Below are 11591 nucleotides of genomic sequence, written 5' to 3'. Positions count from 1 at the left end.
GATAAGTGCCATGGCCTGCGCGAATCCGAAGAGGATGCCATCGCGCCAGATCAGCTGGTTCAATTTATAACGCTTCTCCCCGATCCTGTCGGCCACGCCAAGGACGATACCGAAGACGATCAGCATCACCGCGGTGATATAAAGGTTGCGCAGCGAATGTTCGATCGCATCCTTGAAGAACAGCCCCAGAAACACGATCGGTACAGAACCGACGATGATCAGCCAGCCTAGCCGGGCATCAGCCTTGTCATAAGGACCGAGGCGCAGGTTCTGCCGCAGCCAGGCGGCGGCGATCCGCATGATGTCTGACCAGAAATAAACCAGCACGGCCATTTCCGTGCCGATCTGGGTAATGGCGGTGAAGGCGGCTCCGGGATCGGCGCCGGAGGGCAAGAACTCCCCGGCGATCCTCAGATGCGCGCTTGAAGAAATCGGAAGAAATTCCGTAAGTCCTTGCAAAAGGCCGAGAAATCCGGCCTCCATCCAACCCATGCTCATGTGCTTTGATGTCCCTGCTGCGAATCGAGATCGCAGCATTATGCATCAATCGGGGCAAATCCGTGTTGCATCGCACCATGAAAAATGACGTCCACGGCACTTGCTTTTACCCGTGATTTCTTTCAGGCCGCCTTCTCCGCCACCTGCGGAAGCTGGGTGTATTTCGCGCCGTTTTTACAGACGACGTGCGCATCGCCCCAGCTTTTCAGGGCCGAAATCACCGGCCGCATCGTCTCGCCCAGCGGTGTGAGCGCATAATCCACGCGCGGCGGCACGACGGGGAAAACGGTGCGGGAAATCAGGCCGGCCTCTTCCAACTCGCGCAGTTGCTTGGTCAGCATGCGCTGAGTGACGCTCGGAATATGGCGGCGCAGCTCGTTGAAACGCAGGGTGCCCTCATTGATGAGGTGATAGAGGATCACGCCCTTCCATTTGCCATCGAGAAAACTCAGGGCCGATTCCACCGGGCAGCCGGGAAAGTTACCGGTGAGCTTGGCGCGCGGTCGCGACATCTACAGTATCCTTTTTGTGTGTATCATCACAAAATGTGCATTCTTGCGATCGATGTTCATATGTATCAAGTAAGAGGCACGCAAACAAGCAAAGGAGACTGTTCATGCGCGCCATCGGTTACAAGACGAGCCAGCCTATCACCGCCAGTGATGCTCTGATCGATATCGAGCTGCCCCAGCCGGACGCGAAAGGGCACGATATTCTGGTTGAAGTGAAGGCGGTTTCGGTGAACCCCGTCGATACCAAGGTCCGTCGCAACCAGTCGCCGGAAAACGGCGCCACCCGCGTGCTTGGCTTCGATGCGGCCGGCGTGGTGAAGGCCGTTGGCGACAAGGTCTCGCTGTTCAAACCGGGTGACGAAGTGTATTACGCGGGCGTCATCAATCGTCCCGGCTCCAACAGCGAATTTCATCTGGTCGACGAGCGCATTGTCGGTGCAAAGCCGAAATCACTGACCTTCGAAGAAGCTGCCGCCCTGCCCCTCACCGCCATCACGGCTTACGAGACGCTGTTCGACCGGCTGCGGGTGAAGGAACCGGTTCCCGGTGCGGCCAATGCCGTTCTGGTCATCGGCGGGGCCGGTGGCGTTGGCTCGATCGCCGTCCAGCTTCTCCGGGCGCTGACGGATCTGACAGTGATCGCGACAGCCTCAAGGCCGGAAACGATCGCGTGGGTCAAGGAGCTAGGCGCGCATCACGTCGTCGACCACAGCAAACCGATAACGCCGCAGGTGGAGGCGCTGGGCCTCGGCGCGCCGGGCTTCGTTTTCTCCACGACGCATAGCGACATCCATGCGGCCGACAGCGTGGCGACCATTGCGCCGCAGGGCCGCTTTGCCCTGATCGACGATCCGGCCGGCGGCTTCGACGTGATGGCCTTCAAGCGCAAATGCATCTCGATCCACTGGGAAATGATGTTCGCCCGCGCTGTATTTGAAACGCCCGACATGATCGAACAGCACAAGCTGCTCAACCACGTTGCCGAACTGGTCGATGCCGGCAAGATCAAGACGACGCTGACCGAGGTTTTCGGAACCATCAATGCGGAAAATCTGATCAGGGCGCATGCGCTGATCGAAAGCAACAAGGCAAAGGGCAAGATCGTTTTGTCAGGCTTCTAGGCTTTCCGTGCACCTATTAAGGCGGATCGGCTTGGTGCTGGGAGGGCGGCAGAAACCCTTCTGCTTCTTTTGAAGCCCCAGCCGATCCCCTTGCCAGGTCATGCCCTTCCGGCCGGCGAAGGGCATCACATCCGTACCGTCGGCGCAGTTCAACGGCAATCGATACGACGGACTGCGTCAATCGTCGTCAGGGTCTTCCGCGCAGGGCCAGGAGGCAGGCACAGTCAGCCCGCTCGGCAATTTTGTCTTCGCGTCACCGCAGGCGATATCAATCTGCTTCTGTTCGAGGCCCGTTGCCGTGGAGAGATCGACGCCTTCGATCCGGGTCAGCAGCAGGAATGCGTTGGTAAAATCGACCGGCCCGCCCACTTTCGCACCCTCGAAACGGGCACGCGAGAGGTTGGTCAGGGAGAATTTCGAGCCGTTCAGTGAGGCCCCTTCGAAATCCGCGCGGCCAAGTTCGGCCTTGGTGAAGTCCGTGCCATCGAGCTTGGTATTCTCGAACTTGGTACGCTGCATCTCGGCGTTGATGAATTTGGCGTTGGTGGCATCGGCGGCGGAAAAGTCGCTGCGATAGGCTTCAACCTTGGTCAGATTGGCGCCCTGAAGGTTCGCTTCGGCAAGGGATGTGCGGATCAGCTTGGCCTTTTCCAGATTGGTGCCTTTAAGCGATGAACCGCGCAGATCGGTATAGGTAAAATCCGTGCCGTAGAGCATCGCCGAGTCGAGATTGCTGCCGCCCAGCATCAGCAGGCGCTTGTTGCACTCACGCCAGTCTATGCCGGCCATCGCATCGGAGCGGCAGCTTGCCGCCGCCAGCGGGCTGCCACTGAAGGTAAAGGCAACCAGCGCAAGCACCGCCACGCTGCCAACCAAACCTGTCTTTCGCACGATCTTCAGCCTTTGAAAGCCGGACATTTTCTCACTCCCCGTCGTTGGGCGGCGCAGACACTTCCGAGCCTGCCCAAGGACCAAACGCAGATTCCAGGCGTTCCTGCATTCACCACCCGCAACCCGCGGGCAAGGCGATGCTACAACACCCCAACATCCTATATGTAAGAAATCGAAGAGCAATCCACAAATACTGACGGGGATACGGGCTGCGGAGGCTGCTGCTGCGTCACGGGTGACATCGATGTCTCGATAGTCGTGGCGCGCTCCACCACCTCCGTCATGCCGGCATCCGGCCAGCCCAAGTCCTTGGGCTGAAAAGACAAATCTCGCCGCGCAGACGCGCTTCGGCTGGATACCGGCTCAAGGCCGGCATGACGGAAACGACCTACGTCAGATAAGAGTCGAGCGCCGACGCGACAGCCCGGTTCGATGACGACTGCACCCTCGCAACGACATCACCGAAACAGTCGTTGCGCGATTTTTCGCTCGTTCACACCATCACATATTGGCGTAAACCGGCCCCTCGCCGCCCTGGGGCGGCACCCAGTTGATGTTCTGGTTGGGATCCTTGATATCGCAGGTCTTGCAGTGCACGCAGTTCTGGGCGTTTATGACGTAGACCTCCTCGCCGTCCTTCTCCACCCACTCGTAAACACCGGCCGGACAGTAACGGGTCGAGGGACCGGCAAAAACGTCGTGTTCGGAGCGCTTCTGCAACTCCATATCCTTCACCTGAAGATGCACCGGCTGGTCTTCCTCATGGTTGGTGGAGGAGAGGAAGACGGAGGACAGGCGGTCGAAGGTCAGAACGCCATCCGGCTTCGGATAGGCGATCGGCTTGTGCTTGGAAGCGGGCTCGAGGCTCTGGGCATCCGTCTTGCCGTGCTTCAGCGTGCCGAAGAAGGAGAAGCCAAGAAGCTGGTTCGTCCACATGTCGAGACCGCCGAGCGCCACGCCAATGGCCGTGCCGAACTTCGACCAGAGCGGCTTGACGTTCCTCACCCGCTTCAGGTCCTTGCCGATATCGCCGTCGCGCCATTCGGCCTCGATCTCGGCAACCTCGTCGTGGGCGCGGCCGGCGGAAATCGCTGCGGCGATCTTTTCCGCCGCCAGCATGCCCGACAGAACCGCATTATGGCTGCCCTTGATGCGCGGAACGTTGACGAAACCGGCGGAACAGCCGATCAGCGCGCCACCCGGGAAAGTGAGCTTGGGCACCGACTGATAGCCGCCCTCGGTGATGGCGCGCGCGCCATAGGAGATGCGCTTGCCGCCCTCGAACGTATCGCGGATCGCCGGATGCGTCTTGAAGCGCTGGAATTCCTCGAAAGGATAAAGATAGGGGTTCTTGTAATTGAGATGCACCACGAAGCCGACGGCGACGAGGTTATCTTCCAGATGATATAGGAACGAGCCGCCACCGGTCTTGAAGCCGAGCGGCCAGCCGAAGGAGTGCTGCACGAGGCCCTGTTTGTGTTTCTCCGGCTTGACCTGCCAGAGTTCCTTGATGCCGATGCCGAACTTTTGCGGCTCGCGGTCCCTGGACAAATCGAATTTGGCGATCAGCTGCTTGGCAAGCGATCCCCGCACGCCCTCGCCGATCAACACATATTTGCCGTGCAGTTCCATGCCGCGGGTGAAGTTCGGGCCCGTCTCGCCATTCTTTTCGATGCCCATGTCGCCGGTGGCGACGCCGATGACGGCACCTTCGTCATTATAAAGCACTTCAGTGGCGGCAAAGCCCGGATAGATCTCGACGCCGAGTCCTTCCGCCTTTTCCGCCAGCCATCGACAGACGAGGCCGAGCGAGACAATGTAATTGCCGTGATTGTTCATAAGCGGCGGCATCATGAAGTTCGGCAGGCGGATGGAGCCTGCGGGCCCGAGGAACAGGAACTGGTCGTCCTCGACCTCGGTCTTGAAGGGATGCCCCTCCTCTTCGCGCCAGCCCGGCAGCAGCCTGTCAATGCCGATGGGATCGACCACGGCGCCGGAGAGGATATGCGCGCCGACTTCCGCGCCCTTTTCCAGCACGACGACCGAAAGCTCCGGCTCGACCTGCTTCAGCCGGATCGCCGCGGCAAGACCGGCCGGACCCGCACCGACGATCACAACGTCGAATTCCATCGCTTCGCGTTCGGGCAGTTCCATCGCTTCCGTCATCGTGTCCTCTCAGATCGCCGGTCCCATCCGGCTGTTGTTATCGTCTTTTCCGTTGCCGCACCGCACCGCCTGCGCCAGACTGAAAGCCCATCTGCGACGCTGCACCAGCCAGCACCTGTCTTCGCAAAGCAAAATGCCTTTGTCGAGCGTCTATAACGGCGAATCAGGACGCGCGCCACCATATTGTCAGACAACCTGACGAATACATTTTACTTTTACGTTCACGTCATTCCAGCATATTAACGAGACGCTGCATCGTCAAGGGTTTGGAAGTCCGGGGCGTATTCAACCACCGCAATTGCCAGGGGAGCCGCTCACACCCTCGATATGGCGATTGCGCCGTGCAAGCAAAGATGTGACTGTCCACGGCCGGGTGGCAACGCAAAGGGGAATCGCGTGTCGACTATTTACCTGTTGCGGCATGGCGAGACCGTCTGGAATACACTCGGCCGATTCCAGGGTCAGAAAGACTCGCCCCTGACGCGGCATGGGATTGAACAGGCTGACCGGGTGGCTTGCATTCTTCGTGACGAGCTTTCCAGCGGTACACGCTTGTTTGAGCTGCGGGTAAGTCCGCTAGGCAGAACGCGCGAAACGGCAAGCAGGGTTCAGCGGTTGCTGCCGCTCCATGGCATCGAGGACTCACGGCTGATGGAGGTGACCACCGGCTGCTGGGACGGGATGACAAAATTCGAAATAGACGCAGAATATCCCGGCCATCTCGAGGGCTCGGATGCTTTCGATTGGTATTTTAGATCGCCTGACGGCGAGAGTTTCGATGACGCCTGCCGACGCGCAAGAACATGGCTTGCCGATATCGACCGGCCCACGATAGCCATATCGCACGGTTTGTTTGGCCGACTCATCCGCGGGGTCTATGCGGGTCTGTCGCAACGGGAAATGCTGGAGCTCCCCGTTCCGCAAGACGGAATTTATCGTCTCGGCGATGGCGCCATTCGCTTCATCGATGGCATATGCCGGGACGCTGTACCGAACGCGATGTGAGACAGCGCCGCGCAGTTTGCCACGAATTCAGCTAGGGCGGGCCAGTCATCTATTTCGAGACAAGATGCCGCCACTCTAATGCATGTTCGCCATCAGCCTTTGTAAGCCCTTAGTGCGGAACCGGGTGAAAGCGGCTGTATCGTCCGTGGCTTTCACGCGGATGAGCGCGCCTTCATAGGCCTCGATGATACAAGCGCAGAGGTCCGAAACATCCTCATCGTCGGCAATGTCGCCTTCATATTGGGCATGCGTAAGCAGTTCGCGGATGCTCGTCTCCCACCGCCTGAATGAAATAGCGAGCGCGTCCCGGACCAGAGCGCTGCGGCCGGCAGCCGTCTGGGCAATCACCCCGTAAAGGCAGCCTGCATAAGGTCCGTCCTGTTTTAGCTCGAGTTCCAGCGTCTCGAAATATACCGCTAGTCGCTGCAAGGCGCGCAACGAGGCATCCGCAAAAAGGCTTTCCCTGATCTGCGCGTATTTTCGCTCGTAGGCCTCGATGACCGCCACCACGAAGTCGTCCTTGCTTGCAAAAAAGTAGTAGAACGACCCTTTTGGCACATCCACTTCCTTGAGGATCGGGCCGATCCCAACGCCCTCATAACCATGAGCAAGCAGCTGGCGCATTCCCTCCGAAATGAGACGCATGCGTGTCGCAGATTGAACACCCATCACTAGACCGATCGTCTACAATGCTGATTATACATACTTACCTCCTCGGAGTGGTGCCGACATGAGTCTATCACATGAGCGTTCCAGTGGCATATATCTTGTTGCAGCCTCCGCAGTTTTGTGGAGCACGGCAGGGCTTTTCGTGCGCATGGCCGATATGGATGTGTGGTCGATGGTGGCGTGGCGCTCAGCTTTCACCTTTTTGGCTCTCGGGGCGTTTCTTCTGCTTAGGAATAGACTTACCAGACAGCGGTCGCTGACGTCATTCGGCTTGCCCGGCCTTGCCGGATGCATGGTGTCTGCGATCGCTGCGATCACCTATGTCGCGTCGTTGCGCTGGACGACCGTCGCCAACGTGATGACGATCTATGCAACGCTTCCTTTTATTGTGGCCGTCATCGCATTTATGTCCTTGCGGGATCGGGTAAGCTACCGTTTCGCCATTGCCGGCTGCGCCGCTTTCGTCGGCGTATTGATTTCGGTCGGCGCGGCGGTATCTCAGCAGGATATGCTAGGCATCTTTGCTGCCTTCGTAATGACCACAGGATGCGCCACCCAAATCGTCATCGCGAAGCGCTTCCCCGACATGGATACCGCTCTGATGACCGCTCTCGCCGCGCTGATCTGCCTTTGCGTCGCGCTGCCGCTGATGCGGTTTGAGCTTCCAGCTCCGACGCAGGTCGTTGCGTGTGCGCTTTACGGCGTTTTCACCACGGCCCTCGGCTATATATTCCTGCTGCAAGGGTCCCGGCGCATAAACGCCGGCGAAGCCGGATTAATTTCCATGCTGGACGTCATCCTCGGACCGGTTTGGGTCTGGCTCTTTTACAACGAAGCCATATCGCCGCTGGTTCTGACGGGCGGCGGCATCGTGATCATGTCTGTCTCCCTGGTATTTGGCAGAAGGTCGTAGAACCGCCACAGCTCCTTTGAAATTCCCTCCCACTTAGCCTGACGGGTGAGGACACTCGAACCGCCCACTCCTCATCCGTGGTGGACACGATCGTCAGCCGGCGGTTCTGCGAACCATGCCGCGACGAGCGAGACGGCGAAGCTGAGGAAGGTGGCGACGATGGTCCACATTTCGCCGAAATGCTCTATAACCAGCAGATACAGCACTCTCAAGACAGGACAAAATCCATGGATCTCGGCATTTCCGGCAAACGGGCCCTCGTTCTCGCTTCCTCTCGCGGCCTTGGGCTTGGCATTGCCACCGCGCTGGCGAAAGAAGGCGTCAACGTTCTTCTGGTTGGCAGAAGCGGTGAAAAGCTGGCGGAAAATTGCAAGGCGATCAATGCGCTCGGCAAGGGCAAGGCCGACTGGGTGTGGGGCGACCTAGGCGATGACAATTTTGTCGAGGCCATAGTGCAAGCCGTCAAGGACAAGCTCGGCGGCATCGATATTCTCGTCAATAATACCGGCGGACCGACACCGGGCCTTGCCCAGGAGATGACGGCGGACAAGCTCGATACCTTCTTCCAGTCGATGGTGCTGCGCGTCATCACGCTCACCAACGCGCTGCTGCCGCAGATGAAGGAACAGGGGTTCGGCCGCATCCTCACCGTCGCCTCCTCAGGCGTGTTCGAGCCGATCCCGAATCTGGCCCTTTCCAACACGCTGCGCGGCGCGCTCGTCGGCTGGAGCAAGACGCTGTCTTCCGAAGTGGCGGGCTTCGGCATCACCTCCAACCTGCTGCTGCCCGGCCGCATCCACACCGACCGCATTGATGAGCTGGATGGCGCCAACGCCAAGCGCTTGGGCAAGACCCTGGAGGACATTCGCGAAGCATCCGTCAAGAGCATTCCGGCCGGCCGTCTGGGCACGGTGGACGAATTTGCTGCTGCCGGCGCTTTCCTTTGCTCTGTTCCCGCGAGCTACATTACCGGCACGATGCTGCGGGTGGATGGCGGCGCGGCGAAATCGAACTGGGGCTGAGCCGCAATGGCCGGTCACGGGGCCGCTCCGTAGATCACGTAGCGGTTCCGCCCGGTGTTCTTCGCTTCATAAAGTGCCGTATCGGCATGTCGCAAAACGTCGCTGGCGCGCTCACCGGGATTGGCATAGGCAATGCCGGCTGAACAACTATAGCGAAAATCGGGCATGTCGCGCAGCGGCGCGGCATCGGCCAGAGACAGTTGAAGCTGGCGCATCAGTGTTTCGGCGCTGTGCATGCGTGAGCCACTGAGTACCAGCAAAAACTCTTCGCCACCGATTCTTCCGAGAAGGTCGTCCCGGCCGGCGGTGGAAGACAGCCGTGCCGCGAAATCTTGCAGCACCATGTCGCCGTAGGCATGGCCGAAGCGGTCGTTGACACTCTTGAAGTGATCGATGTCCATGATGATGACGGCAAGCGCCTGGGCCTTGTTTGGGCCGAGCAGGTGGTTGAGAGTGTCCATGGCGTAACGGCGGTTGCCGAGGCCGGTCAGCTCATCACTCAAGGCGGATTTCAGGGCCCGGTCCCGTTCCTGACGCAGGTCGCGCAACTCGACGCCAAGTTCTGACACATCGGTGACCACGCACAGCATCCAGCCGCCCGGCAGCGTGGTTTCGGTCGTCAAGGTCCAGCGCCCATCCTTGAGACTGGTCTCGATGGTGCGAAACGGCAACTTGCCGCGCCGCGTCTTGGCGGAGCGCAGCCAGAGCTCGAAATCCGATGTTTCGATGGTTGTGCCGGTCGCGTTTCGAAACCCGGCGCGCATAAGCTCAACCCAGCTGGGAAAATCCTGCGGCCCGATACCGAGCGCAACGCGAAACGCGCTGTTGGCGAACCGCAACGCATCACTGCCGTCAAACAGCGCATAACCCTGCTGGGAGGCCTCCATGAGGGCCATGAACTGCCGGAAGAAAACGCCCATGTCGCCCTGAACGGCAGGGGCATGGTCCGCCGCTTCGTCCTCCGCGGTGTTTTGACCGATCCTGTGGGGCATCAAACTTCCAAAACTACGAACAACTGACAATCGAAGACAGCATGCCCGGCGGGACATGCCAAGGGTAAATTAATATTCTATCCAATAGAGAGCGGCTTCATCCCGCTGCCTGTTCTTTTTACAGAACTCGCTATAACAGAACTTCCCTAATGCAATAGCAAGCAACTACTTTGCACTTTCACAATAGAGTTGTGAACCCATTTACCATATGACCCTTTGGTTGCCGTAACTTTGCGGCCGCCGCGCACAGAGGCGGTGTAGATCGAAAAAGGACCGCCGACGCTTGTCATTCCGTTCGCCCTGTGCAATCAACCGCCCTCCTCTGACATCGGGATGCCAATAGCATCCCTTATTTTTACGCCGGGCCGCCCAAGGGCCGGGCGGGTTCTTCTATCGACACAAGGATATGGCGATGACGCAAAAGCGGGCTCTCGGCCTCGATTTCGGCACGACCAACACGGTCATGGCTCTTTCCGACCACGGCGGCGCAAGCCACTCCATGCGCTTCACCAGCAGCGCGGGCACGGATGACAGCATGCGCACCGCGCTGTCCTTCATGAAGGATGCCGGCCTCGGTGCGGCCGCCCTGCATGTGGAGGCGGGCCATGCCGCCATCCGCCAGTTCATCGACAACGCCGGCGACTGTCGTTTCCTGCAGTCGATCAAGACATTCGCGGCCTCGCCGCTGTTTCAGGGCACGCTGATCTTCGCCAAGCGCCAGAGCTTCGAAGATCTGATGGAGGTGTTCCTGCGCAAGTTGAAGACCTATGCAGGGTCCGAATGGCCGGAAAATGTGTCGACCGTCATCGCCGGCCGGCCGGTGCGGTTCGCCGGCAGCAATCCCGACGAGACGCTCGCTCTTGCCCGTTACAATGAAGCGCTCACCCGCGCCGGCTTCCCGGAAATCCACTATGTCTACGAGCCGGTGGCGGCCGCCTATTATTTCGCCCAAAACCTGAAGAAAGACGCCAACGTGCTGGTGGCGGATTTTGGCGGCGGCACCACAGACTATTCACTGATCCGTTTCGAGACCCATGCCGGCAAGCTTTCCGCCACCCCCATCGGCCATTCCGGCGTCGGTGTTGCGGGCGACCATTTCGACTTCCGCATGATCGACAATCTGGTCTCGCCTGAGATCGGCAAGGGCAGCAAGTTCAAGAGCTTCGACAAGGTGCTGGACGTGCCCTCCGGCTATTACGTGAATTTCGGCCGCTGGAACCAGCTGTCGATCTTCAAGACCTCGAAGGAGTTCACCGACCTGAAATCGCTGGTGCGCTCGGCGCTGGAGCCGGAAAAGCTGGAAATGTTCATCGATCTCGTCGAACATGACGAGGGCTACCCGCTCTATCAGGCTATTTCGGCCACCAAGATGGCGCTGTCGTCAGCGGAAGAAGCGGAGTTCAACTTTGCACCGCTCGGCAAGGCTGGACGCAAGACGGTGAAACGCAGCGATTTCAACAGCTGGATCGCCGAGGATCTCGGCAAGATCGAAGAAGCGCTCGACGAGGTTCTGGAAAAGACGCAGGTTGCGCCTGATGCGATCGACAAGGTTTTCCTGACTGGCGGCACCTCCTTCGTGCCGGCGGTGCGGGAGCTCTTCACCCGCCGTTTCGATGCCGACCGGATCGAAAGCGGCGGCGAGTTGCTTTCGATTGCCCATGGTCTCGCCATGATCGGCGAAAGCGGCGATATTCAGCGCTGGACAGCGTGATTTGCGGGTTCCCCGGGCGGGGAACATGCGGTAGTTTCCGCCCATGATCGCCGCCCAAGACCTCTCCCCGGCCGAACTTGCCGCCCTTCTG

12 protein-coding genes are annotated in these 11591 nt (G+C 59.4%); 5 read left to right on the top strand and 7 right to left on the bottom strand.

Going from position 1 to position 11591, the window contains the following annotated elements; genetic code table 11:
- Positions 1-498, bottom strand: a 498-nt coding sequence (locus ACUTJJ_RS22620; protein WP_445543498.1) for an undecaprenyl-diphosphate phosphatase, incomplete at its 3' end; no start/stop codon positions are given.
- 122 nt (positions 499-620) lie between these two features.
- Positions 621-1010 (bottom strand): winged helix-turn-helix transcriptional regulator, encoded by a 390-nt coding sequence (locus ACUTJJ_RS22615; protein WP_004440851.1) that lies wholly within the window; start codon positions 1008-1010, stop codon positions 621-623.
- Positions 1011-1114: 104 nt separating this feature from the next.
- Here ACUTJJ_RS22615 and ACUTJJ_RS22610 point away from each other — a divergent pair, with 104 nt between their 5' ends.
- Positions 1115-2131: a zinc-binding alcohol dehydrogenase family protein gene (locus tag ACUTJJ_RS22610; protein WP_445543497.1), complete on the top strand. Its 1017-nt coding sequence runs from the start codon at positions 1115-1117 to the stop codon at positions 2129-2131.
- A gap of 177 nt (positions 2132-2308) precedes the next feature.
- Here the strand turns inward: ACUTJJ_RS22610 and ACUTJJ_RS22605 are convergent, their stop codons facing one another.
- The gene (locus ACUTJJ_RS22605) at positions 2309-3049 is read right to left on the bottom strand and encodes a pentapeptide repeat-containing protein (protein ID WP_445543496.1); all 741 of its coding nucleotides are present in this window, start codon (positions 3047-3049) and stop codon (positions 2309-2311) included.
- A gap of 474 nt (positions 3050-3523) precedes the next feature.
- A complete protein-coding gene (locus ACUTJJ_RS22600) occupies positions 3524-5188 on the bottom strand; it encodes an electron transfer flavoprotein-ubiquinone oxidoreductase (protein WP_445543495.1) in 1665 nt (554 codons plus the stop codon).
- 396 nt (positions 5189-5584) lie between these two features.
- Between ACUTJJ_RS22600 and ACUTJJ_RS22595 the strand changes: the two genes are divergently transcribed.
- Positions 5585-6193, top strand: a complete 609-nt coding sequence (locus ACUTJJ_RS22595; RefSeq protein WP_296064450.1) for a histidine phosphatase family protein — start codon at positions 5585-5587, stop codon at positions 6191-6193.
- Between the two features lie 75 nt (positions 6194-6268).
- Here the strand turns inward: ACUTJJ_RS22595 and ACUTJJ_RS22590 are convergent, their stop codons facing one another.
- Entirely contained in the window at positions 6269-6838 is a 570-nt protein-coding gene (locus ACUTJJ_RS22590) for a TetR/AcrR family transcriptional regulator (RefSeq protein ID WP_445543494.1), read from the bottom strand.
- An 85-nt stretch (positions 6839-6923) separates the two neighbouring features.
- On the opposite strand from ACUTJJ_RS22590, the gene ACUTJJ_RS22585 reads away from it, so the two are divergent.
- Positions 6924-7775, top strand: coding sequence for a DMT family transporter (locus ACUTJJ_RS22585; RefSeq protein WP_445543493.1), 852 nt, complete (start codon positions 6924-6926; stop codon positions 7773-7775).
- A 71-nt stretch (positions 7776-7846) separates the two neighbouring features.
- Here ACUTJJ_RS22585 and ACUTJJ_RS22580 read toward each other — a convergent pair whose 3' ends face one another.
- Positions 7847-7987 (bottom strand): hypothetical protein, encoded by a 141-nt coding sequence (locus ACUTJJ_RS22580; RefSeq protein WP_445543492.1) that lies wholly within the window; start codon positions 7985-7987, stop codon positions 7847-7849.
- A 15-nt stretch (positions 7988-8002) separates the two neighbouring features.
- Between ACUTJJ_RS22580 and ACUTJJ_RS22575 the strand changes: the two genes are divergently transcribed.
- On the top strand, positions 8003-8797 hold the full coding sequence (locus ACUTJJ_RS22575) for an SDR family oxidoreductase (protein ID WP_445543491.1): 795 nt from the start codon (positions 8003-8005) through the stop codon (positions 8795-8797).
- Positions 8798-8811: 14 nt separating this feature from the next.
- Here ACUTJJ_RS22575 and ACUTJJ_RS22570 read toward each other — a convergent pair whose 3' ends face one another.
- Positions 8812-9789, bottom strand: coding sequence for a GGDEF domain-containing protein (locus tag ACUTJJ_RS22570; RefSeq protein WP_063950985.1), 978 nt, complete (start codon positions 9787-9789; stop codon positions 8812-8814).
- Between the two features lie 412 nt (positions 9790-10201).
- On the opposite strand from ACUTJJ_RS22570, the gene ACUTJJ_RS22565 reads away from it, so the two are divergent.
- Positions 10202-11500: an Hsp70 family protein gene (locus tag ACUTJJ_RS22565; RefSeq protein ID WP_445543490.1), complete on the top strand. Its 1299-nt coding sequence runs from the start codon at positions 10202-10204 to the stop codon at positions 11498-11500.
- Positions 11501-11591 lie beyond the last annotated feature (91 nt).

It is taken from the genome of Agrobacterium sp. DKPNP3, from assembly GCF_052686535.1.
Note: the sequence above shows the minus strand (reverse complement) of the source record. Positions and strands in the feature narration are given on the sequence as shown.

Excerpts from the sequence above, each read along its gene's own strand:
- ACUTJJ_RS22590 (WP_445543494.1), bottom strand. The coding sequence starts at position 6,838 with ATGCGTCTCATTTCGGAGGGAATGCGCCAGCTGCTTGCTCATGGTTAT.
- ACUTJJ_RS22615 (WP_004440851.1), bottom strand. The coding sequence starts at position 1,010 with ATGTCGCGACCGCGCGCCAAGCTCACCGGTAACTTTCCCGGCTGCCCG.
- ACUTJJ_RS22585 (WP_445543493.1), top strand. The coding sequence starts at position 6,924 with ATGAGTCTATCACATGAGCGTTCCAGTGGCATATATCTTGTTGCAGCC.
- ACUTJJ_RS22565 (WP_445543490.1), top strand. The coding sequence starts at position 10,202 with ATGACGCAAAAGCGGGCTCTCGGCCTCGATTTCGGCACGACCAACACG.
- ACUTJJ_RS22570 (WP_063950985.1), bottom strand. The coding sequence starts at position 9,789 with ATGCCCCACAGGATCGGTCAAAACACCGCGGAGGACGAAGCGGCGGAC.
- ACUTJJ_RS22575 (WP_445543491.1), top strand. The coding sequence starts at position 8,003 with ATGGATCTCGGCATTTCCGGCAAACGGGCCCTCGTTCTCGCTTCCTCT.
- ACUTJJ_RS22610 (WP_445543497.1), top strand. The coding sequence starts at position 1,115 with ATGCGCGCCATCGGTTACAAGACGAGCCAGCCTATCACCGCCAGTGAT.
- ACUTJJ_RS22600 (WP_445543495.1), bottom strand. The coding sequence starts at position 5,188 with ATGACGGAAGCGATGGAACTGCCCGAACGCGAAGCGATGGAATTCGAC.
- ACUTJJ_RS22605 (WP_445543496.1), bottom strand. The coding sequence starts at position 3,049 with ATGTCCGGCTTTCAAAGGCTGAAGATCGTGCGAAAGACAGGTTTGGTT.